At 62.2% G+C, this 22,344-nt stretch carries 19 protein-coding genes; 11 read left to right on the plus strand and 8 right to left on the minus strand.

Features of this window, described 5'->3' with window-relative positions:
* The first annotated feature begins 162 nt into the window (after positions 1-162).
* The 4 genes from HX873_RS20120 to HX873_RS20135 all read left to right on the plus strand — a co-directional run bounded on the left by HX873_RS20120 (position 163) and on the right by HX873_RS20135 (position 5,613).
* Positions 163-549: a TIGR03067 domain-containing protein gene (locus HX873_RS20120; protein ID WP_177042280.1), complete on the plus strand. Its 387-nt coding sequence runs from the start codon at positions 163-165 to the stop codon at positions 547-549.
* A 541-nt stretch (positions 550-1,090) separates the two neighbouring features.
* Complete coding sequence (locus HX873_RS20125) at positions 1,091-2,329, plus strand: MFS transporter (protein WP_177123094.1); 1,239 nt, start codon at positions 1,091-1,093, stop codon at positions 2,327-2,329.
* Between the two features lie 162 nt (positions 2,330-2,491).
* Positions 2,492-4,081, plus strand: coding sequence for an ABC-F family ATPase (locus HX873_RS20130; RefSeq protein ID WP_008436174.1), 1,590 nt, complete (start codon positions 2,492-2,494; stop codon positions 4,079-4,081).
* Between the two features lie 347 nt (positions 4,082-4,428).
* On the plus strand, positions 4,429-5,613 hold the full coding sequence (locus HX873_RS20135) for an MFS transporter (protein ID WP_177081646.1): 1,185 nt from the start codon (positions 4,429-4,431) through the stop codon (positions 5,611-5,613).
* Here HX873_RS20135 and HX873_RS20140 read toward each other — a convergent pair.
* A complete protein-coding gene (locus HX873_RS20140) occupies positions 5,607-6,644 on the minus strand; it encodes a dienelactone hydrolase (RefSeq protein ID WP_008436172.1) in 1,038 nt (345 codons plus the stop codon). The genes HX873_RS20135 and HX873_RS20140 overlap by 7 nt on opposite strands.
* 227 nt (positions 6,645-6,871) lie before the next feature.
* Positions 6,872-7,483 (minus strand): FMN-dependent NADH-azoreductase, encoded by a 612-nt coding sequence (locus HX873_RS20145; RefSeq protein ID WP_003215366.1) that lies wholly within the window; start codon positions 7,481-7,483, stop codon positions 6,872-6,874.
* A gap of 125 nt (positions 7,484-7,608) precedes the next feature.
* Here HX873_RS20145 and HX873_RS20150 point away from each other — a divergent pair, with 125 nt between their 5' ends.
* Together HX873_RS20150 and HX873_RS20155 are read left to right on the plus strand one after the other, a co-directional pair.
* Positions 7,609-8,517, plus strand: a complete 909-nt coding sequence (locus tag HX873_RS20150; RefSeq protein WP_177123095.1) for a LysR substrate-binding domain-containing protein — start codon at positions 7,609-7,611, stop codon at positions 8,515-8,517.
* Positions 8,514-8,876, plus strand: a complete 363-nt coding sequence (locus tag HX873_RS20155) for an MmcQ/YjbR family DNA-binding protein (protein WP_032899493.1) — start codon at positions 8,514-8,516, stop codon at positions 8,874-8,876. Before HX873_RS20150 ends, HX873_RS20155 begins: the two co-directional genes overlap by 4 nt.
* On the opposite strand, the gene HX873_RS20160 is transcribed toward HX873_RS20155, so the two are convergent.
* Together HX873_RS20160 and HX873_RS20165 are read right to left on the minus strand one after the other, a co-directional pair.
* The gene (locus HX873_RS20160) at positions 8,859-9,242 is read right to left on the minus strand and encodes a DUF1294 domain-containing protein (RefSeq protein ID WP_177123096.1); all 384 of its coding nucleotides are present in this window, start codon (positions 9,240-9,242) and stop codon (positions 8,859-8,861) included. The two genes, HX873_RS20155 and HX873_RS20160, sit on opposite strands and share 18 nt — an antisense overlap.
* Entirely contained in the window at positions 9,239-10,069 is an 831-nt protein-coding gene (locus HX873_RS20165; RefSeq protein WP_003215357.1) for an undecaprenyl-diphosphate phosphatase, read from the minus strand. The genes HX873_RS20160 and HX873_RS20165 overlap by 4 nt, the downstream gene beginning before the upstream one ends.
* A 229-nt stretch (positions 10,070-10,298) precedes the next feature.
* Between HX873_RS20165 and HX873_RS20170 the strand changes: the two genes are divergently transcribed.
* From HX873_RS20170 to HX873_RS20185, 4 genes are all read left to right on the plus strand, one after another.
* A complete protein-coding gene (locus tag HX873_RS20170; protein ID WP_177123097.1) occupies positions 10,299-11,933 on the plus strand; it encodes a methyl-accepting chemotaxis protein in 1,635 nt (544 codons plus the stop codon).
* A gap of 191 nt (positions 11,934-12,124) precedes the next feature.
* Positions 12,125-12,688, plus strand: a complete 564-nt coding sequence (pnuC, locus tag HX873_RS20175) for a nicotinamide riboside transporter PnuC (protein WP_177123098.1) — start codon at positions 12,125-12,127, stop codon at positions 12,686-12,688.
* Positions 12,685-13,206 carry an AAA family ATPase gene (locus HX873_RS20180; protein ID WP_177123102.1) on the plus strand — a complete coding sequence of 174 codons (522 nt, stop codon included), beginning with the start codon at positions 12,685-12,687 and terminating at the stop codon, positions 13,204-13,206. The genes pnuC and HX873_RS20180 overlap by 4 nt, the downstream gene beginning before the upstream one ends.
* A 141-nt stretch (positions 13,207-13,347) precedes the next feature.
* Positions 13,348-14,865 carry an FAD-dependent oxidoreductase gene (locus HX873_RS20185; protein WP_177123099.1) on the plus strand — a complete coding sequence of 506 codons (1,518 nt, stop codon included), beginning with the start codon at positions 13,348-13,350 and terminating at the stop codon, positions 14,863-14,865.
* Here the strand turns inward: HX873_RS20185 and ggt are convergent.
* Positions 14,862-16,586 carry a gamma-glutamyltransferase gene (gene ggt / locus HX873_RS20190; RefSeq protein WP_003215346.1) on the minus strand — a complete coding sequence of 575 codons (1,725 nt, stop codon included), beginning with the start codon at positions 16,584-16,586 and terminating at the stop codon, positions 14,862-14,864. The two genes, HX873_RS20185 and ggt, sit on opposite strands and share 4 nt — an antisense overlap.
* Positions 16,587-16,739: 153 nt before the next feature.
* Here ggt and HX873_RS20195 point away from each other — a divergent pair, with 153 nt between their 5' ends.
* Positions 16,740-17,396 (plus strand): TetR/AcrR family transcriptional regulator, encoded by a 657-nt coding sequence (locus HX873_RS20195; protein WP_177123100.1) that lies wholly within the window; start codon positions 16,740-16,742, stop codon positions 17,394-17,396.
* 121 nt (positions 17,397-17,517) lie between these two features.
* On the opposite strand, the gene HX873_RS20200 is transcribed toward HX873_RS20195, so the two are convergent.
* The 3 genes from HX873_RS20200 to HX873_RS20210 all read right to left on the minus strand — a co-directional run bounded on the left by HX873_RS20200 (position 17,518) and on the right by HX873_RS20210 (position 22,237).
* Positions 17,518-21,054, minus strand: a complete 3,537-nt coding sequence (locus HX873_RS20200; protein ID WP_177123101.1) for a molybdopterin cofactor-binding domain-containing protein — start codon at positions 21,052-21,054, stop codon at positions 17,518-17,520.
* A 16-nt stretch (positions 21,055-21,070) separates the two neighbouring features.
* On the minus strand, positions 21,071-21,547 hold the full coding sequence (locus HX873_RS20205; protein WP_008436149.1) for a (2Fe-2S)-binding protein: 477 nt from the start codon (positions 21,545-21,547) through the stop codon (positions 21,071-21,073).
* Positions 21,548-21,802: 255 nt separating this feature from the next.
* Positions 21,803-22,237, minus strand: coding sequence for a MarR family winged helix-turn-helix transcriptional regulator (locus HX873_RS20210; protein ID WP_003215338.1), 435 nt, complete (start codon positions 22,235-22,237; stop codon positions 21,803-21,805).
* Positions 22,238-22,344 lie beyond the last annotated feature (107 nt).

A 22,344-nucleotide genomic window follows, 5' to 3' on the forward strand; every position in this document is an offset into this window, starting at 1 on the left:
GAATCAACGCACAAAATGGCGCTAAATACCCGTGAATACTGGGAAAATTCGTACGCAACAAAGAGAAACCAGACAATTCTCACAAAATCGATTCAGCTTATCCGTCAGGCATCTACGCACCAAGGTATTGACTGCTCGTTTTTTAACCAAAAAGGAATTTATATGACACCTGCTTCAAATGCGGATTTCCAGGCGCTCCAGGGGGCATGGGAACAAACGGCGCTGGAAGACAATGGTGTGCTCAATCCCACGGATGAACACAGCGCGCCAGGCGCGATCACGACAATCTCGGGCGATCAATTCCAGGTGGTGACGGTCGACGGCGAGGTTTTACTGGCAGGCAGCTTCACGCTCGATGCCAGCACGGCACCCAAAAGCATTACCTGGGTTGACTCGATGGGAGAGGATGCCGGCAAACAGTTACCCGCGAGTTACCGGCTGGAAGGTGATCACTTCGTGTTTATTGCGGCAGATGAAGGCATGCCCCGCCCTACCCGCTTCAGTACCGGCCCAGGGCAAACCATGCGCACGTTCGTGCGCAAACCCTGACACGGATATACATCCGTTCCTGCGACATGGTTTTCACATGGCCTTCACGTGTTGACCTATAGGGTGAAGGCTACCTACTCCAGTGAACACCTTGGCCCGTCTACCCCACGGGCCTTTTTTTGCCTGCACGGCAGCCAATCAGCACGGGCGCTTGATGGCGGTGAGGGTGTAGCACGGGGCAGTTGAGCGGGCTGGTTTTGATACCTGGGCTGACAGCATGTCCATTGCGTCTCCAATATGTTCCGGTCATTGCGACAAAAGAAGTCCGCCCTACACCGAAAGCCTCGCCATCCTTGAACCGGTAAAGAGCCTTCACTGTAGGGCGAACGGACGGAAAATAAGCCAGGCTTATTGGATGTTCAACTGTTAACAATAAAAAGCCCTGAAAAAGCCTCGATCAGCGCTATTTTTCGATGCAAATGGCTCCACTTTGTAAATGTTTTTGCTTGTATTGCCATACGAGTGCAACGCCGCCTTCAGAAACTATACCTTCACGCCATGGGTCACTACTGCTACCGACCTCTTGCCTGAAGACCGTGCCATGGCCACTCGCTCTGACCTGCGCAACACCCTATCCCTGGACAGCCTGAACTTCTTCCTGGCGGACGTGCGTGACGGACTGGGGCCGTACCTGGCGATTTATCTGCTGGCCGTGCACCACTGGGACCCCGCCAGCATCGGCGTCGTCATGACACTGGCCGGCATCGCGGCCCTTCTGACCCAGACGCCGGCCGGCGCATTGATTGACCGAACCCGCAGCAAACGGGCAGTGATCGTGATCGCCGCGCTGCTGGTGACTGCCAGTTGCCTGCTCCTGCCCTTCGTCAGCTCCTTCAGCCTGGTGGCGCTGACCCAGGCGGCCAGTGCAGCGGCGGCCTCGGTGTTTGCGCCGGCCATCTCGGCGATTTCCCTCGGGATCACCGGGCCGCGCGCTTTTACCCGGCGCACCGGCCGCAATGAAACCTTCAACCACGCCGGCAACGCGGTGGCGGCCCTGCTCGCTGGTGGGTTCGCCTACCTGTTCGGCCCGGTGGCGGTGTTCTATCTGATGGCAGTCATGGCTGCGGCGAGTGTCATCGCGGTCAGCTGCGTGTCAGCCCAGGCAATCGACCACGAAGTCGCACGGGGTTTCGACCCTGCGCATGGCACCGGCCATGAACAACCGTCGGGATTGGCCGTGCTTCTGGCGAACAGGCCCTTGATGCTGTTTGCCATCTGCTGCGCGCTGTTTCACCTGGCCAATGCGGCCATGCTGCCGCTGGTCAGCCAGAAGCTGTCGCAGATCAACCTGCAGATGGCCACGCCGCTGACCTCGGCCTGCATCGTCGCGGCCCAGTTGGTGATGGTGCCGGTGGCCTGGCTGGTGGGCGTGAGGGCCGACGTGTGGGGGCGCAAGCCGTTGCTGCTCGCCGGTTTCATGATCCTGCCGCTGCGGGGCGTGTTGTATACGCTGTCCAGTGATCCTTATTGGCTGGTGGCGGTGCAGATGCTTGACGGGGTCGGCGCCGGGGTGTTCGGCGCGCTGTTTCCGGTGATCGTCAAAGACCTCACCCAGGGCACCGGACGCTTCAATGTCAGCCTGGGCGCGCTGTCCACGGCATTCGGCCTCGGCGCGGCCTTGAGCAGCAGCCTGGCAGGTTTTGTCGTGCAGTGGGCGGGTTACAACGCCGCGTTCCTGACCCTGGCCGGCGTGGCGGCCGTCGCATTGGGGCTGGTGTGGGTGGCAATGCCGGAGACTCGGGCGAATCCATCCGTGCAGCGCCATACAACTCCCGCCTGACATATGCGACAATGCGCGCCAAATTCCAACATGCACCCATTTTTCTGCTCAGCGACTGGGCCCCAAGCCTTGATGTCGCTGCCGACGTATGCCCGTTGGCCTGGGCCACAAAATGGGCCCGGCTCAAATTAGCGCACTCCAAGCTATTGATAGGTAAAGTAATTGATCTCCACAGCTAACATCACCATGCAGTTCGGCGCCAAGCCGCTATTTGAGAACGTTTCGGTCAAGTTCGGCGCAGGCAACCGTTATGGCCTGATCGGTGCCAACGGTTGCGGCAAGTCGACTTTCATGAAAATCCTCGGTGGCGACCTCGACCCGTCGGGCGGCCAGGTCATGCTGGAGCCGAACGTGCGCCTGGGTAAACTGCGCCAGGACCAGTTCGCCTACGAAGAATTCACCGTACTCGACACCGTGATCATGGGTCACGAAGAGCTGTGGAAGGTCAAGGCCGAGCGCGACCGCATCTACTCGCTGCCGGAAATGACCGAAGACGACGGCATGGCCGTGGCCGAGCTGGAAACCGACTTCGCCGAGATGGACGGCTACACCGCCGAATCCCGCGCCGGTGAGTTGTTGCTGGGCCTGGGTATCGGCATCGAGCAGCACAACGGCCCGATGAGTGAAGTGTCACCAGGCTGGAAGCTGCGTGTATTGCTGGCCCAGGCGCTGTTTTCCGATCCGGAAGTGTTGCTGCTCGACGAGCCAACCAACCACCTGGACATCAACACCATCCGCTGGCTGGAAAACATCCTGACCCAGCGTAACAGCCTGATGATCATCATCTCTCACGACCGTCACTTCCTGAACAGCGTCTGCACCCACATGGCCGACCTGGACTACGGCGAGCTGCGCCTGTTCCCGGGCAACTACGACGAATACATGACCGTGGCGACCCAGTCCCGCGAGCAGTTGCTGTCGGACAACGCCAAGAAGAAAGCGCAGATCTCCGAGCTGCAATCCTTCGTCAGCCGCTTCTCGGCCAACGCCTCGAAAGCCAAGCAGGCCACTTCCCGTGCCAAGGCGATCGACAAGATCCAGCTGGCCGAAGTCAAGCCATCGAGCCGCGTCAGCCCGTTCATCCGCTTCGACCAGACCAAGAAGCTGCACCGCCAGGCGGTCATCGTCGATCGCATGGCCAAGGGCTTTGACGGCAAGACGCTGTTCAAGGACTTCAGCTTCCAGGTTGAAGCCGGCGAGCGCGTGGCGATCATCGGCCCGAACGGTATCGGCAAGACCACCCTGCTGCGTACCCTGGTCAACGAACTGACCCCGGATGCCGGTACGGTCAAGTGGACCGACGCGGCTGAACTGGGCTATTACGCCCAGGACCATGCTTCGGACTTCGAAGACGAGTCCAACCTGTTCGACTGGATGGGCCGCTGGACCAAGGAAGGCGAGCAAGTGGTTCGCGGTACCCTGGGCCGCATGCTGTTCTCCAACGACGAGATCCTGAAGTCGGTGAAGGTGATTTCCGGTGGCGAGCAAGGTCGCATGCTGTTCGGCAAGCTGATCCTGCAAAAGCCGAACGTGCTGATCATGGACGAGCCGACCAACCACTTGGACATGGAGTCCATCGAGGCGCTGAACCTGGCGTTGGAGAACTACCCGGGTACGCTGATCTTTGTCAGCCATGACCGGGAGTTTGTGTCGTCCCTGGCCACCCGCATCATCGAGCTGAGCCCGAGTGGGGTGATCGACTTCAGCGGGACTTATGACGATTACCTGCGTAGTCAGGGTGTGGTTTTCTAAGAGCCGCCGGTAGTTTGAAATGCGAAAGCCCCGTCCAGTGTGATGGGGCTTTTTTTTGGGATATGGCTCTGCTTTTCTGTGGGAGCCGTCGAGCTTTAGCGAGGCCGCGATAGCGGTGTGCCAGGCAACATCTTTATTGACCATGCCGCCGCCTTCGCAGCCTTGCTACAGCTCGACAGCTCCCACACTTTACCGCGTCAGCTTTAGTTGTCCCGGGCCAGGGAGGCCCCATGGATCCAAAGCCGGATAGGCACGGGCCGCAATATCATCAAATATAGTTAGCCTGCTTCCTTTTACCCCAAGCCCTTGCCATGATGCCCTCACCGCCCGCCCGCGAACGAGTCCCCATGCCTGCCACACAGCCCGCCGCCCCTAGCTCCTTGTCGATCACCCTGCAGATCGTCTCCATCGTTTTCTACACGTTTATCGCGTTTATCTGTATCGGCCTGCCGATTGCCGTCATCCCCGGCTATGTCCACGGTGAGCTTGGTTTCAGCGCGGTGGTCGCCGGGATAACCATCGGCTCGCAATACCTGGCCACGCTGCTCAGCCGCCCCATGGCCGGGCGCATGTCGGACAACGTGGGCACCAAGCGCGCTATCGTGCTGGGCCTGAGCGGGATTCTGCTGAGCGGGGTGCTGACGTTCATCGCCACGCTGGTGCAAAGCCTGCCGTTGCTAAGCCTCGGCATATTGATTGTCGGCCGGCTGTTACTCGGCGTCGCGCAGGGCCTGATCGGCGTCGGCACCATCAGTTGGTGCATGGGCGCGGTCGGTGCCGAACATACGGCACGATCGATCTCGTGGAACGGCATCGCCTCCTACGGTGCGATTGCCATTGGTGCGCCGCTTGGGGTGGTGATGGTTGCCGACTACGGCTACACCAGCCTCGGAATCGCCCTCACGGCACTTTCCGCCCTGGGCCTGCTGCTGATTCGCAACAAACCTTCGGTGCCCGTGGTGCGCGGCGAGCGGCTGCCCTTCTGGGCGGTATTCGGGCGTATCGCGCCGTTTGGCGCCAGCCTGTGTCTCGCATCGATTGGCTACGGCACACTCACCACGTTTATCACCCTCTACTACTTGAGCCGTGGCTGGACCGGCGCAGCCTGGTGCCTGACGGTATTTGGCGTGTGTTTCATCCTGTCACGGCTGGTGTTTATCTCTGCCATCAACCGCTTCGGCGGCTTCACCGCGGCGATTGCCTGCATGACCATCGAAACCCTGGGCCTGACGCTGTTGTGGCTGGCACCGTCCACCGGCGTGGCCTTGATCGGCGCCGGGCTGACCGGCTTTGGTCTGTCGCTGGTGTACCCGGCGCTGGGCGTGGAGGCGATCAAGCAGGTGCCCAACAGCAGCCGGGGCGCCGGGTTGAGTGCATATGCGGTGTTTTTTGACCTGGCGCTGGCCATTGCCGGGCCGGTGATGGGTGCGGTGGCGCTGAACCTGGGCTACTCGTGGATCTTCTTCTGCGCCGCCCTGCTCTCGGTCACCGGCCTGGGCCTGACGTTGCTGCTCAAGCGCCGCGCTTACTGATCAGCCGTCTGCAAGCCCGCCCGGGTGGATTGCCCGAGGGTGTGATTAAAGAACCGCCCGGCCTCGGAAATCAGGTCGCGGTGGATGCTTTCACGGTCAACCCCGTCGGCATCGGTGCACATGGCGGGCATCGCGGCCAGTTGGCTCTCGTCGCAAGGCGCCATGAACACAAAGTGCCCTGCCCCGGCCAGCAGCTTGAAGTCCGGCGGCTCCGGCAGTTTGCGCGCCAGGGCCTCGGCGTTCTTGTCCACGGCCACCAGCTTGTCGCCGTCGCCGCTGTAGAGCAGTACCGGTACATGCACGTCCGCCAGGGTGTGGCGGCCAAACATCAGGCTCAACGGCGCCATCAACATCAAGGCATGGATACGCGGGTCGGCCTGCGGTTGCAGGTCGTCGCGGTCGACGATCAACTCGCCCTTGGTGGTGCAGGCGTCGCGATCTTCCGGGCGCTGCTGGCAGTAGCGGCGCAGGCGGTCGAGGTCCGGCTTGGCGCCGGCGAGGATGAGCGCGGTTTCGCCACCGGCCGAATAACCGATGACGCCTACCTGGTCGACGTTGACGAATGGCGACAGCATCGGGTCGCCGAGGGTGGCGGTGATCGCTTCGGAAATCTGGATCGGGCGCCCGTACAGGTTGCTCAAGGTGCCCAGCCGGCTGTGATCCTTGTAGTTGTCGCCAGGGTGCAGCACCGCCACCACCACAAACCCCTTGCGCGCCAGGGAGGTGGCGAGGTCGTGCAGGGCCAGGGGCGTGCCGGTATTGCCGTGGGACAGCATCAGCATTGGAAAGCGGCCGATGGCGATTTTCGAGTCTTCAGTGGCGGCGATGTGATAAGCGCCCACCTGAGTGGTGTGTTCCAGGCCGGTGGACGGGTAGAACGCGACGGCTTTCATCGGCTGCAGATCCAGCGGGTCGAGAAAAGTCATGCGGTGGAAGCCCACACTCCAATGGGGGTGCGGCGCGGGCGCGGCTTGCACTGAAATCAGGCCGCCGAGCAGGGAGAGAACCAAGACTGCACAAAGACGCATCATGGGGATGTCCACCTTTGTTGCGTAAGCCCGCGTAGCTGTTGAAGTATCCATGGTTCAGGCGCTCGGACTGGCAGGGTTTACCCATGCGTGCATAACCTGGGCCAAAGTAGTGACAGCGGGTAAACGAAAAAACTCCGTACTCCGATCGCTTTTCAGGCGAGCAGAATACAGAGTTTAGGCGCCTCGAATCAGATTGATATCGAGGAACAGCAAAATTTACACAAGTCTTACGCTGCGGCGAACAATTGTTCGTTGATCACTGCGTTGGCGTCGCTGATCGCCTTGCTGCGCACTTCATCGCCATAGCCCAGGCCGTGGGCGCGGACGATTTCGATGTCGGTGATGCCGAGGAAGCCCAGCAGTACTTTCAGGTAGTCTTCGTGAGCCACACCGGTCGGCTGGCCAACGTGCAGGCCGCCGGAGGTCGACACGATGATGACTTTCTTGCCACCGGCCAGGCCTTCAGGACCGTTTTCGGTGTAGCGGAATGTCTGGCCGGCGACGGCGATACGGTCGATCCAGGCCTTGAGTTGGGTCGGGATGGTGAAGTTGTACATCGGCGCAGCCAGGACGATGGCGTCGGCCGCGAGGAATTCGGCGAGGGTGTTGGCGCTCAGCTCGGCTTCATGTTTCTGTACGGCATCACGCAGTTCGGCAGCGGTGCCCAGTGCACCCAGGGTCACGCCGGAAAAGTGGTTGATACCTTCGCTGGCCAGGTCACGGTAGGTCACTTCAACGCCTGGCTCGGCCGCCTGCCAGGTCTTGACGACACCTGCGCTCAACTGACGGGAAACCGAGTTGTCGCCGAGGATGCTGGAATCGATATGCAACAGTTTCATGGTTAATCTCCAAGTAAGCATCGCCAAGGGCGACGGAATGGAAATAAGCCTACAGATGAAACCAATCAGCGATTAGTCAGGCAATATGCGATTATTCGTCCCACTGACAGGACAATAGGCCGACCATGCAAGATCTGAATGACCTCTACTACTTCGCCAAGGTGGTGGAAGCCGGCGGTTTCGCCGCTGCCGGGCGACTGCTGGGGATTCCCAAGTCGCGGCTGTCGCGGCGCATTGCCGAGCTGGAAGAACGCCTCGGCGCCCGCTTGCTGCAACGTACCACCCGCCAACTGACCCTCACCGCCGTGGGTGAACGCTACCTGCGCCACTGCCAGGCAATGCTGCTGGAGGCGGAAATGGCCGACGAGGCAGTGGCCAGCATGTCCAGCGAACCCCGCGGTCGGCTGCGGGTCAGCAGCCCCGTGGGCCTGGCTCACCAATTCCTGCAGACCGTGGTGGCGGAGTTTCTCACCGCCAACCCGCTGGTGCAGTTGGAGATGAACCTGGTCAACCGCCGCGTCGACCTGGTGGCCGAAGGCATTGATGTGGCCTTGCGCGTGCGCGAGCTTGGGGATGAAGACCCGCTGCTGGTGACCAAGCGCCTGCGCCAGGCCCAGACCGCGATTGTCGCCAGCCCCGACTTTGTGCGTGAGCGGCAGATCGACACCCTGGAAGACCTCAAGCAACTGCCGGTGCTGGGCGCCCTGGAAGCAGACCGCATGGTGCACTTCCGCATGCTCAGCCCGGAGGGCAGCAGCCACGACCTGGTGATGGAAGCGCGGCTGGGGATCGATGATTTCCTGGTACGCAAGGCCTGCGCCCTCGCCGGCCTGGGGTTTACCGTGCTGCCGATGATGTATTGCGAGGAGGAATTGGCCAACGGCCAATTGGTGCAGCTCTTGCCCGAATGGTCATTGCCGGGCGGCTGGTTGCAGGCGGTGTACCCACATCGGCGCGGCGTGTTGCCAGCCGTGCGGGCCTGGATCGACCACCTGGATAACGCCTTCAAAGGTTGCGGAGACCGTTTGCTATGAGAATGACCGAAGAACAAGTCGCCACGTTTTGCCTGGGCTTGCCCGGCGCGCGGGAAGATTACAAATGGGGCGGCGTGCGGGTGTTTTCGATTGCCGGCAACAAGATGTTTGCCTTGCAGAACCTGCGGGGTGACTCGCTGGCGTTCAAGGTCGACAAGGAGCTGTTCCTGGGCCATGTGGATCGCCCCGGCATCCACCCGGCGCCGTACCTGGCGCGGGCGCAGTGGATCATCATGGAAACGCCCTACCCGCTGGGCGCCGAGGAACTGCGTGGCCTGTTGCAGCGCTCCCACCAGTTGGTGGTGAGCAAGCTGCCCAAGCGCACGCAGGTCGGCTTGTTGCTAGAAGATCGAGAGTAGCGTGCCACCCAGGAACAGCTGATCAATCCAGAACACCTGGTGCAGCAACACGATCAGCCAGAACACCACCTGATAAGACACCTTGCGCGTCTTGTGGCGGAACACCTGCTGGGCAATCAACGCCCCCGGCCAACCGCCTGCCAGCTCCACCGCGTGCAGGACGTTTTCCGGGGTGCGCCAGCTGTCTTCGCGAGCCTTGCGCTTGTCGCTCCAGTACAACAGGAACGCCACCACGCTGACCACGCCATAGGCCACCAGCGGGATCAGCGAAACCCCGCGGTACCCCAGCAGCGCCGCACCAAGCAGCGGCGCGGCGCACAACAGTGCAAACACCAACGCCTTGAAGCGTGGATGCTGGATGATCATGGCTTGACGGCCGACCAGTCGATCCAGCCGAACTGCCAGGTGGCCAGGATCACCAGGCCGAAGGCGATCCGGTACCAGGCGAACGCCGCGTAGCTGTGGCTGGCGATGAACTTGAGCAGCGCCTTGACCGCGATCATCGCGAAGATGAACGAGGTGACAAAGCCGATGGCAAACACCGGCAGGTCATCCGGCTGGAACAGGTGACGGTACTTGTAGCCCGAATACACCGCTGCGCCGACCATGGTCGGCATCGCCAGGAAGAACGAGAACTCGGTGGCGGTCTTGCGTGACAGGCCGAACAACAGGCCGCCAATGATGGTAGCGCCCGAGCGCGAGGTGCCCGGGATCATGGCCAGGCACTGGGCGAAGCCGACTTTGATCGCGTCCTTCCAGGTGATGTCGTCGACGGTTTCGGCGTGCACTTCATGCTGGCGGCGCTCGGCCCACAACATGATGACGCCGCCCACCACCAACGCCGCCGCAACGGTGATCGGGTTGAACAGGTAGTGTTTGATCAGGTCGGCGAAAATCACCCCCAGCACCACCGCCGGCAATACGGCAATGATCAGGTTGACGGTGAAACGCTGGGCATTGCGCTGGGTCGGCAAGCCAATGACCACGTCGAGGATCTTGCGTCGAAACTCCCACACCACCGCCAGGATCGCGCCCAGCTGGATGATGATATTGAACGCTTCAAAGCGTTCGCCACCGAAGTTGATCAAGTCGGCCACGATAATCTGGTGCCCGGTACTGGAGATCGGCAAAAACTCCGTCAGCCCCTCTACAACGCCGAGTATCAGTGCCTGTACGGCGGTCCAAAGATCCATCGATTCCCCCAAAGGTCATGCCCACGGCATGCCTCGTTGATATTTTTTAGACGTTCACTAACGAAGAGTGCGCTGCAAGCACAGCGCAAATAATCAAGGCCGAACTGCGAAAATTCCGTGAAAAATCAGGCAGGACTCAGGTTTTTTGATTCTGGGCCGAAAGCCTATCAGACAAGCCGGAAATGTCGATGCAGCACCCAAAATTATAAGAACACGGAGTGACAGGACCATGAACAGTTTGCGCAATATGTCTATCAGCCGGCGCCTCTGGCTGATCCTGATCGTCGCCGTGCTGATGCTGCTAACCCTCGGCCTGCTTATGCTCAAGCAGATTCATGGCGACCTGTACCAGGCCAAGAGTGAGCAGACCCAGCGCGTGGTGCAAACCGCCAGCGGGATCCTGACTTATTATCACAGCCTCGAAACCAGCGGCGTCCTGAGCCGTGAAGCGGCGCAGAAGCAAGCCTTGAGCGCGGTACGTGGCTTGCGCTACGGAAAGGACGACTACTTCTGGATCAACGATCTCACGCCCGTGATGATCATGCACGCGGCCAACCCCAAGCTCGACGGCCAGAACCTGTCGGCCATCCGCGATCCGGACGGCTTTGCGGTGTTCAACGAGTTCGTGATCCTGGCCAAGGCCAAGGGCGCCGGGATGGTGAATTACCGCTGGCCCAAACCCGGCGCCGATGCGCCGGTGGCCAAGACCTCCTATATACAGCTGTTCGAACCCTGGGGCTGGATCATCGGTTCCGGCGTGTATGTCGATGACGTGCAAGGCGAGTTCCGCGGCCAGGTGTGGAAAGCCTCGGTGGTTGGCCTGGTGATCGCGCTGATCATGGCCCTGCTGGTAGTGCTGATAGCCCGCAGCATCGTGCGCCCGTTGCAGCAGGCAGTGAATGCGATGGCCAATATCGCCAGTGGCGAAAGCGACCTGACCCGCACCCTCGACACCCATGGCCAGGATGAAGTCACTCAATTGTCGCGGCACTTCAACAGCTTTACCGCCAAGCTGCGGCAGGTGGTAGGCCAGTTGCAGACCTGCGCCAACGCCTTGGGCCAGTCGTCCACCGAGCTGGGCAGCAACGCCAGCGATGCCCATGACCGCAGCCAACAGCAATCGCAGCAGATGGAACTGGTGGCGACGGCGATCAATGAAGTCACCTATGGCGTACAGGACGTGGCCAAAAATGCCGAGCATGCCGCCAGCGAAATGCGCGATGCCCAGGTGCAGGCCGAACAGGGCCAGCTCAATATCGATGGCAGCCTGCAACGGATCGACCAGCTCTCCGGCACCATCAGCCAGGCCGTGGAGGTGATCCGGACGCTGTCGACTGAAAGCACGCAGATTGGCGGCGTGCTGGAAGTGATCCGCTCGATTGCCGACCAGACCAACTTGCTGGCCCTCAACGCCGCCATCGAAGCGGCCCGCGCCGGGGAGCAAGGCCGTGGTTTTGCGGTGGTGGCCGACGAAGTACGGCTGCTGGCCCAGCGCACGCAAAAATCCACGGCAGAGATCCAGGTGATGATCGAGCGCCTGCAAGGCCATTCGGAGGCAGCGGTCAAGGTCATCAGTGACAGCCACCAGGCCTCGCAACTGACCATCGAACAAGCAGGCCAAGCGGGAGCGAGCCTGACTGCCATCGGCCAGGCGCTGCGTAATCTCAACGGGCTGAACGCCTCGATTGCCAGTGCCACGTTGCAGCAGGCGCATGTGGTGGAAGACATCAACCAGAACGTCACCCAGGCAGCCGGCTTGTCCCACAGCACCGCGCTGGCGGCGCAGCAGTCCAGCGTCGCGAGTGCGCACTTGAAAGGCCTGAGCGAACAACTCGACAGCCTTCTGCGCCAATTCAAGGTCTGACGCCGATGATCGTTCCCACGCTCTGCGTGGGAACGCATCCTGTGACGCTCTGCGTCACCGTTGCGCAGAGCCGGGACGCGGAGCGTCCGGAACTGCATTCCCACGCAGAGCGTGGGAACGATCTATCGTCGCACCGCCGCTCCCACATTGGTTACAATCAGCGCCCTCTTCGACTCCCCCAAGGAACCGCCATGTCCGGGCTTGAACTGTTTGCCGCCGCCCTGGGGGTGATCGCTGTCTGGTTGACGGTTAAACAGAACCCGTGGTGCTGGCCCATCGGCCTGGTGATGGTGCTGCTGTACACCTGGATCTTCTTCGATGTGAAGCTCTACTCCGACATGCTCCTGCAAGTGATCTACGCCGCCCTGCAACTCTACGGCTGGTGGCAGTGGACCCGCGCCGGTGAGGTCAAGCAAGGCCGGCAAGTCACCAGCCTGGGCCTGCAACCGATCCTGCAAGGCCTGGCTGTGGGTGCTGTGGGCAGCCTGTTGCTGGGCGCAGCCATGGCCCACTGGACCGACGCCGCCCAACCCTGGCTGGACGCGGCCCTGACCGGCTTCAGCCTGGTGGCGCAGATGTGGATGGCGCAAAAACGCGTGCAGTGCTGGCTGTTGTGGATCACCGTGGATGTGATCTTCGTCGGGCTGTTCCTCTACAAAGGCCTGTACCTCACCGCCGCGCTCTACGCCTTGTTCACCGTGATCGCGGTGCAGGGCTGGCGTGAATGGCGCGCCGACCCGGCGTTGCACGCATGAAGGTGGTGGTACTGGCCGGCCCGGAATCCAGCGGTAAAAGCTGGCTGGCCGCCCAGTTGCAGGCACATTTTGGCGGGGTGATGGTGGGCGAATACGTGCGCGATTTCATCGACCACCACCAGCGCGATACCACCCTGGCGGATATCCCGGAGATCGCCCGGGGCCAGTTGGCCTGGGAAGATGCCGCCCGCGCCGCGCAGCCGGCGTTGCTGATCCTCGACACCAACCTGCTGACCAACAAGCTGTGGAGCCAGACCCTGTTTGGCGACTACCCGGCGTGGCTCGACAGCGAACTGCTCGCCCGCCACTACGACCTGCACCTGCTGCTGTCGCCGGAAGACGTGGAGTGGACCGCCGATGGCCAGCGCTGCCAGCCGGAGTTTGCCGATCGCCTGGCGTTTTTCCAGGCCAGTCGTGACTGGCTGGAGCAACATCATCAGCCGTTACGGGTCATCCGTGGGGATTGGCAAGCACGCCAGGACCAGGCCTTTTCAGCTGTGGAACAACTGCTGGATTGACCGGCGGGGACGGTTTTCATGCACCGCTCGTTACGCATGGCCCACTTTCAACGCTCTGGCACGCAGGGCTGAAGACCGGTTATCGGGTCAACGCAGTCCTCTACCCGGGGCACAGGTCAATCCTTAAAAGGAGATTGGCCTATGAACATGCGCATCGTTGCCCGCTTGATCAACTTGCCCGAAGACCGTGGCGTTCGTGTTGAAACCGCCGCCCATCACATCCTGCTGGTGCGTTCGGGTAGCGAGGTTCGTGCCTATCAGGCGGATTGCCCCCACGCCGGGGCGCCCCTGGAGCAAGGCGTGGTCTGTGACGGGAGGATCATTTGCCCGTGGCACAAGGCGGCCTTCCGGGTGGATGACGGCCAGGTCTGCGAGCCGCCCGCGCTGGTGCAGCTCAAGCAGTACCCGGTGGAGATTCACGACGGCGTGGTCAGTGTGGGCGACGAGGCACTGCCCTCGCCCGTTGCCCCGCACACCAACGATTCGCGCTGCTTTATCGTGATTGGCGCCGGTGCAGCCGGTTCGGCGGCCGTGGCCACGCTGCGCCGCAAGGGTTTCAGCGGCCGGTTGTTGTGGATCGACCAGGAACAGGACCCCGCCTACGACCGCACCGCCCTGAGCAAATTCGTCATCTGCGGCGAGATGCCGCCGCAGGAAACACCGCCCTTGCTGGACGAGGCCACCTGCCACGCGTCGCGGATCCACGGCGAAGTGCGCCATCTCGACCCTCAAGCCAAGCGCCTCGAGCTTGCGGACGGTCGCCATTTCGACTACGACGCCGCACTGCTGGCCACCGGCGGCGAAGCCAGGCCGCTGGATATTCCGGGCACCGTACTCAACAACGTGTTCGTGTTGCGCTCCCGGGACGATGCGGCGCGTATCGTCAAGGCGGCTCAACCGGGCTCGTGCGCAGTGATCATCGGCGACAGTTTTATCGGCCTGGAAGCCGCGTCCGCCTTACGCAAGCGCGGGTTGACGGTGCAGGTGGTGGGCCGTCACGAGATTCCGCTGGCGGCCCAACTGGGCAAGCGCATCGGTGCCTCACTGCGCCAATTGCATGAAGCCAACGGCGTGATATTCCACACCGCCAGCGAGCCTGCACGCCTGGAAGGCCACATGGACGTGACGACGGTGGTGCTGAAAAACGGCCACAGATTGGCCGCAGACCTGGTACTGATAGGCGTCGGCGTCACGCCTGCCACGGGGTTTGTCGAGGGGCTGGAAAAAGCCGAGGACCAGTCGCTGAAAGCCGATGCCGGTTTGTCCCTCGCGCCCGGACTATGGGCGGCGGGCGATATGGTGACCTTTCCATGGAACGGCCAACCCGTGCGCATCGAACACTGGCGTGTGGCGCAGCAACTCGGGGTGCTGGCGGCGCGCAATATGCTGGGCGCACAACAGGTGTTTGCCGATGTGCCGTTCTTCTGGACGTATCACTTCGGCAAGACCTTTGAACTGCTGGGCCACCCCCGCCACTGGAATCAGCTCCACGTGGAAGGCGACCTGCAGCGCCACGACTTCATCGCCCTGCTCTGCCAGGGCGACGAAGTGGAAGCGGTAGTTGCCTGTGAACATCAGCGGGCCATGGCGCTGCTCTCGCAACGCCTGAAGCACCCGCTGAAGAAGGCCGAGGTGCTGGAGCTGATCCGCGGGCTTTAGTAGCCCAGGGACAACCCGGTATTGCGCCGAGGGTCGTTGGCCCCATAGAAACGGTTATTGCCGACCGGCTTGCCGTCCAGGGACGGCGCGCCTACCAGGATCGCCGCCAGGTGGTTGGCGTCCTGCGGGCCGGCAAACTTGTGGCCCCAGCCTTCGAGGATTTTCTGGGTGTCGGGGCTCAGGGCAAAGCGTTCGATATTGGTCGCCTCAGGCAGCCATTGCTGGTGGAAACGCGGGGCGTCCACGGCTTCCTGGATGTTCATCTTGTAGTCGATCACGTTGAGGATGGTCAGCAACGTGGCCGTGATGATACGGCTGCCACCCGGCGTACCCACCACCATCACCGCCTTGCCATCCTTGGTGACGATGGTCGGGCTCATGGACGACAGCGGCGTCTTGCCCGGAGCAATGGCGTTGGCTTCGCCCTGCACCAGGCCGTACATGTTCGGCACGCCGATCTTGGAGGTGAAGTCGTCCATTTCGTCGTTGAGGATCACCCCGGTCTTGCTCGCCATCACGCCCGCGCCGAACCAGTCGTTGAGGGTGTAGGTCACCGAGACCGCGTTGCCCCACTTGTCGACGATGGAGTAGTGGGTGGTGTTATTGCCTTCGTGGGGCGAAACGCCCGGCTTGATGTCCTGGGAGATCCCGGCTTTCTGCGGGTCGATGGCGGCGCGCAGTTTGGCGGCGTAATCCTTGTCCAGCAGGTGCTCAACCGGGTTCTGCACGAAGTCCGGGTCGCCGAGGTAGCTGTTGCGGTCGACGTACGCGTGGCGCATGGCTTCGATCTGGTAGTGCAGGCCCTGGGCCGAGTGATAGCCGAGGTCGGCCATCGGGTAGCCTTCGAGGATGTTCATGATTTCGCAGATGACCACCCCGCCCGAGCTCGGTGGTGGTGCGGACACCACGTGGTAGCCACGGTAGTCACACTCGATGGGCGCCAGTTCGCGGGTCTTGTATTTGTCCAGGTCGGCTTGGGTGATGATGCCTTTGCCCGATTGGCTGGAATCCACAATCGCCTTGGCTACCCAGCCTTTGTAGAAGCCATCGGTGCCCTTGGCGGAGATTTCCCGCAGGGTTTTCGCCAGGTCTTTCTGCACCAGCTTCTGGCCCACCAGCATCGGCTCGCCTCCGTGCAGGAAGATGCCGCGCAGGTCTTTGTCTTTCTTGAATTCGTCAGTAGCGGTGTGCAGCAGGTCGACATCGCCCTGCTCCAGGGCAAAACCGTCTTCGGCCAGCTTGATCGCCGGGGCGATGACCTGGGCGCGCTTGAGGGTGCCGTATTTGCTCAGCGCCAGTTCCATGCCCGACACAGTGCCGGGAACGCCGACCGCCAGGTGGCCCTTGGAGCTGAGGTCCGGGACCACGTTGCCGTCCTTGTCCAGGTACATGTCGGCGGTCGCGGCCAGCGGGGCTTTTTCGCGGAAATCGAGGAAGGTCTTGCGGCCGTCGGCCAGTTGCACGGTCATGAACCCACCGCCGCCCAGGTTGCCGGCCGCCGGGTACACCACGGCCAGGGCGTAGCCCACCGCCACCGCCGCATCCACGGCGTTGCCGCCGGCCTTGAGCACATCCACGCCCACATGGGTCGCCAGATGCTGGGCGGTGACCACCATGCCATTTTCGCCAGCCACCGGGGCCTGGGAGGCCGCCTGCACGCCGCTGACAGTCAGCACCAGCGCGGTGGCAATCAAAGTTCGGGTAAACGGTTGGTATTTCATCCCTGGCTACTCTGTTTATTAGAAGAACTCGAAAGTAATACTTTTCCGATCCAAGCCCCAGCGTTATGCCGCGTTTGTGACAGAGCCTGTCGGTAACGGAATAATGCCCATGCTATATTCCGGGCCTTTACGCCGCGCAGCAGAGGCTTTTCGATGGTGATCAAGAAGACCGGTATCCGCGCCCAGCAAGCCGACCAGACCCGCGCGCGGATTCTCCAGGCGGCGGTCAAGGTCTTCACCCGCGACGGCTATTCCGGCGGGCGTGTGGAAAGCATTTCCCGCGAGGCCTACTCCAACGACCGCATGCTGTATTACTACTTCGGCAGCAAGGAGCACCTGTTTGTGTGTGTGCTGGAGCACATCTATGAACAGTTCAACAAGGCCGAAAGCAAGCTCAAGCTCGACCTGACTGCACCGGTGCAAGCGTTGCAGGCGCTGGTGGGGTTTATCTGGAATTACTACGTCAAGCATCCCGAGTTTGTGGCGATCCTGAGCATCGAGAACCTGCACCAGGGCAAGCATGCGAAGCAGTCGGGTGAACTGCGGCGGTTGTCCGGGGAGGCGGTTGGGGTGTTGCGGCCGATCATCGAAGCGGGCCAGGCCCAGGGGCTGTTTCGTGAAGATGTGGACATCAAGCATGTGTACTTGATGATTGCTTCGTTGTGCTACTTCTATAACTCCAACCAGCACACGCTGAGTTCGTTTTTGGGGGAGGATTTGGCGGATAAGACCCAGCAGCGGGATTGGCTGGGGTTTATCAGTGATCTGGTGTTGCGCGGGGTATGCGTGACACCGCCCATCCAACGGTAGAACCTGGATCTAAATGTGGGAGCGGGCTTGCTCGCGAATGCGGTGTATCAGTCAATATATTTGGCGACTGACGAACCGCTTTCGCGAGCAAGCCCGCTCCCACATTTTTTGACCGTGTGAATCAATGGGTACCGGGATTGGCTCGCAGGTGTGCCACGGTTTGCTCCAGGCCTTCCCACTGCGGTGCATGGGGTGCGAAGCGCCCGCGCAGGTAGGCGGCCAACTCCGCCACTTGGGTGTTCGACAAACTGTCCTTGAACGCCGGCATGTAACCCAGATCCTTGGTCGCCGGAGTGCTGATCCCTTGCAAAATCACCTTGATCAGGTTGTCCGGTTGATCGCTGTGCACATTGGTATTGGTCGCCAGTGACGGGCTGACGCCGAACAGCTTCGGGCCCTGTCCGTCGGCATGGCAGGCCTTGCATGAACCTTCGAATACCCGTCGCCCATTGGCATTGGGCACCGTCGCAGCTGCCACCACCTGCGCTTCGGCGGCGCCGCTGTCGTTCAGCGAAGCCAGGTACACCGCCATCGCGCGGATGTCGGTCTTGGGCAGTTTCGCCAGTTCAGTCACGACCGGTCCCATCGGCCCCGTTGCCACGCCATGGGCATCGGAATAACCAGTGCTCAGGTAGCTGAACAATTGGTCTTCGGTCCACGGGGTCGGCGCCTTGGACAAGCCATTCAAGGCCGGCGCTTCCCAACCGTCCACCCTGCCGCCCGCGAGGAACGCCTTGCCGCCCTTCTCCGCCCCCATCAGGTTGCGCGGCGAATGGCACGCCGCGCAGTGCCCCAAACCGTTGACCAGGTAAGCGCCACGATTCCATTGCTCGCTGCGCTGTGGCTGCACGCTGATTTCCCCACGGCGCAGGAACAGCGCATTCCAGCCGGCCATCAACGGCCGGATATTGAACGGAAACTTCATCGCATTCGGCACCGGTGCCTGGCTCACCGGTGCCTGGGACATCAGGTAGGCATACAGCGCCTGCATGTCGGCATCGTTGATATTGCGAAACGCCGTATAGGGAAACGCCGGGTACAGGTTGCGCCCGTCGCGGCCAATGCCGTCGCGCATCGCCCGCTCGAACGCCGGGTAGGACCAGTTGCCAATCCCGGTTTTCTCATCCGGGGTGATGTTGCTGCTGTAAAGGGTGCCGAACGGCGTGTGCATCGCCAGCCCGCCGGCATTGGTGGCACCGCCCGGTGCCGTGTGGCACACCGCGCAATCCCCCACGGCGGCCAGCAAGCGCCCACGCTCCAGGGTGGCCTTGGACCAGGTTCCGGCGCTGGGCGGTGTGATCGGGGCAATTTCGCTGTGAAACGGCCACGCGGTAGCAGCCATGCCCAGCACCGCGCCAAAGGCGGCGAACAATGAGCCGAACAACCATTTGCGGCGCTTTTCCGGGGACTTCGCCGGCTCGCCCAGGGTGCCTGCATTCAGCGCCGCCAATACCCGCTCGGGAGTAATCGGCAGCTCGCGAAAACGGATGCCGGTGGCGTCATAGATCGCATTGGCAATCGCCGCCGCGCTGGGCACCGAGGCCGACTCACCGGCGCCCATCGGGGGCTGGTCCTGGCGCGGCATCATCAGTACGTCGATCTGCGGCACTTCCGGGAAGGTCAGGATCGGATAACCGCCCCACTCCTTGCTCGCCACGGTCGACTCTCCAAAGGTCACGCGTTCCTTGAGCACACGGCTGGTGGACTGGATCACATTGCCGTGGATCTGATGCTGCACCCCTGCGGGGTTGATCATCATCCCCGAGTCATGCCCGATCACCACCCGCGTCACCGAGACATCGCCGGTCTGCTTGTCGATGGCCACGTCCGCGACCCACGCCGCCCACGCCGCGCCGAAGCCGGGAAACTTGCTGTGGATGTAGCGCGCGTAGGCAAAGCCCCGACCACGCAGCAGGTGGTCCTCATTCGCGGTTTGCATCGGCGCGGTACGCGGTGCCCAGTTGGCGCGTTCGGCGGTGGATTTCACCAGGTCGATGGCGCGCTCGTCCTTCAGGTAACGCAGGCGGTACTCCACCGGGTCGACCCCGGCGGCAAACGCCAGTTCGTCGATATAGGATTCATGGGCGAAGGTGTTGGGCAACGCCGACACACCGCGCATCCACGAGGCGCGAACGATCGGCGCCATGTCGTTGATGGTGACGCGCATGTTCGCGATGTCGTAGGGCGGGATCGAGGTGCGGTCGCCCATCTCGAACATCGCCGCCACCGGCTCGACCCGGCCGGTCAACAGCAGCGCCAGGGTGGGCGCGCCGTTGGACGGGTAGCTGGTTTCAAAGTCATAGGCGGCGATGCTGCCGTCGGCGTTCAGGCCGCCGTCGACATCCATCAATTGCGCGGTGCCCTTGGGCTCCCACAGGTGTTCCTGTTCGCGGGTCAGTTGCACCCGCACCGGCTTGCCCACCGCACGCGACAGCAGCAAGGCGTCGGCGCATACATCATCGGCGCAGTTGCGGCCGTAGCAGCCGGCGGCCTCCATGCGAATCACGTCGATGGACGCTTCCGGGCATTCCAGCAACCAGGCCAAGTCGGCCCGCAGCAGGTGCGGGTTCTGGCTGCCCGACCAGACCCGGCTGCCCCCGGGCTGATAATCCGCCACGCCACAGGACGGGCCGATGGAGCCGTGCATCTGGTATGGCCACAGGTAGGTGCGCGGCATGCGCTGGCTGGCGGCGGCCAGGGCTGCGTCGACGTTGCCCTGGTCGAGCACGGTGCGGCGTACCCGCGGGTTGTCGCGGATTGCCTGCTCCACATCGCTCATGTCCGGCAGTGGGTGGTTCCAGGGTTTCCAGTGCACCTGCAGTTCCTGGGCGGCCTTGATTGCCTGCTCTTCGCGCAAGGCCACCACGCCGACAAAATCACGGATCACCACCACCGCAACAATGCCCGGGATATGGGCGATGGAAGACTCGTCGACCTTCAGCAGGCTGTTGCCGACAAAGTCACCGCAATCCAGGCCCGCATACGGTGGGCGGATCACCCGACCGTGGAGCATGTCCGGCACGCGCATGTCGTGCACGTACGTCAGTTCGCCGGTGGCCTTGCCCGGGATATCCACCCGGGCTGCGCCCTTGCCCACCAGGCGGTAATCGGCGGTGGCCTTGAGCGGTGCATCGCCGCTGATGCGCAGTTGGTCATGCTCGCCCGTCACCAGTTCACCATAAGTGATGGTGCGCCCGTCTTCGCCGCGGATAACGCCTGCGTCGACCTTGAGACTTTGAGCATTTACGGACCAGCGTTGCGCCGCCCGCGCCAGCAGGAAACGCCGGGCTTCGGCGGCGGCATTGCGCAGCGGAATCGCGGAGATCTGCAAGGTTGCGCTGGCAATGGTCGCGCCCTGGTTCGGCGCACGCTCGGTGTCGCCCAGCACCATGCGCACCTGGTCCATGGTCAGGTCCAGTTCTTCAGCGACGATCTGCGCCAGGGAGGTGCGAATGCCGGTGCCCAGGTCCACGTGCCCGTTGAAGGCGTACACCAGCCCATCATCGTTCACTGCGATAAACAGCCCCAGCTCCTTGGGCTTGACCGTCGGTGTGCCGCCTTTGGCCACCGGCCCCGAAGGTGGCAGCACATCGTCGACGATCAGCAGGACGCCGGCCTTGGCCAGCCATTGGTCGCGGGAAGGGATTGCGTCAGTCATGGTCATCGATCCACGTTCAAGGCGTTTGGCGGGCGGCACGCAGCACCGCGCGGAGGATTTCGATATGGGTGCCACAGCGGCAGAGGTTGCCAGACAGTTCGCTGCGCACCTCGGCTTCGCTGGGGTTGGGATTGCGGTCGAGCAAGGCCTTGGCGGTCATGATCATGCCGTTGAGGCAGTAGCCGCACTGGGCGGCCTGTTCATCGATGAAGGCCTGCTGCACCGGGTGCGGGGTCTGGCGGGTGCCGAGGCCTTCGAGGGTGACGATGTTGCGGCCCACGGCACCCGACAGGGGGAAGACGCAGGAGCGTGCAGCCACGCCGTCGATGATCACCGTGCAGGCGCCGCACTCCCCCAGGCCGCAGCCGTATTTGGGGCCGTTGAGTTGCAGGTCATTGCGCAGAATCAACAACAGCGGGGTGTCGGCCATTGCGCTGACTTCGCTGGTGTGGCCGTTGACCTCAAGCGTTACCGTGATGTTCTGGCTGGTCATTCGCTTCGCCCGTTGGATTTGGTGAAGTGTCCACTACATCAAACAGTCAAAAAAAGCGTCGCGTACCTGGGGTCTCGCGACACACTTGACGGGTGAAGTGGTTACTACATCAACGTAGAGCAAAAACGGTGCCAGAAGATGGATGAATACCTGTGGCGAGGGAGCTTGCTCCCGCTGGGTTGCGAAGCGACCCCAAAAGATGGGCCTGCTGCGCAGTCCAGCGGGAGCAAGCTTCCTCACCACAGGGGATCGGGGTCAGGTTTGGGGGTCTTCGATCATTTTGCGTAGCAGGAAGAGTACGGCGACGCGTTCGGCGGGGTTGAGGTTGCTCAGGGTCAGTTCGGTGATGGTGGCGGCGCAGGGCACGGTTTGCTGCACCAGGGCGGCGCCGGAGTCGGATAGGTTGACCACGACTTTGCGTTTGTCCTGCGGGTCGGGTTCGAGGGTGATCAGTTCGCGGGCCTTGAGGCGTTCGACGATGCCACGGATGGTCGCCTGGTCGACGGCGGTGGCCTTGACCAGTTCGGTGAGCGAACTTGCACCGTGATCGCGCAGGGCGCACAGGGTGACGAACTGCACGGCGGTGAGCTGGGAGTCGCCGACGTTCTGCTGGAAGATCGCCAGGTGACGCTGGTAGGCCTTGCGCAGCAGGTGGCCGACTTGTTCGGAGAAAACGTAGGAATCAGGCACGGCGGGCTCGGGAAGGCGGTGGTCGATGGGGTGGCATGATGGCGGGGTTGTGGAAATGACTCAAGGATCTCATTGCCGGAACGCGGTTGAAATGTGGGAGCGGGCTT

The organism is Pseudomonas sp. P7758 (assembly GCF_013386485.1).
GTDB lineage: Bacteria > Pseudomonadota > Gammaproteobacteria > Pseudomonadales > Pseudomonadaceae > Aquipseudomonas.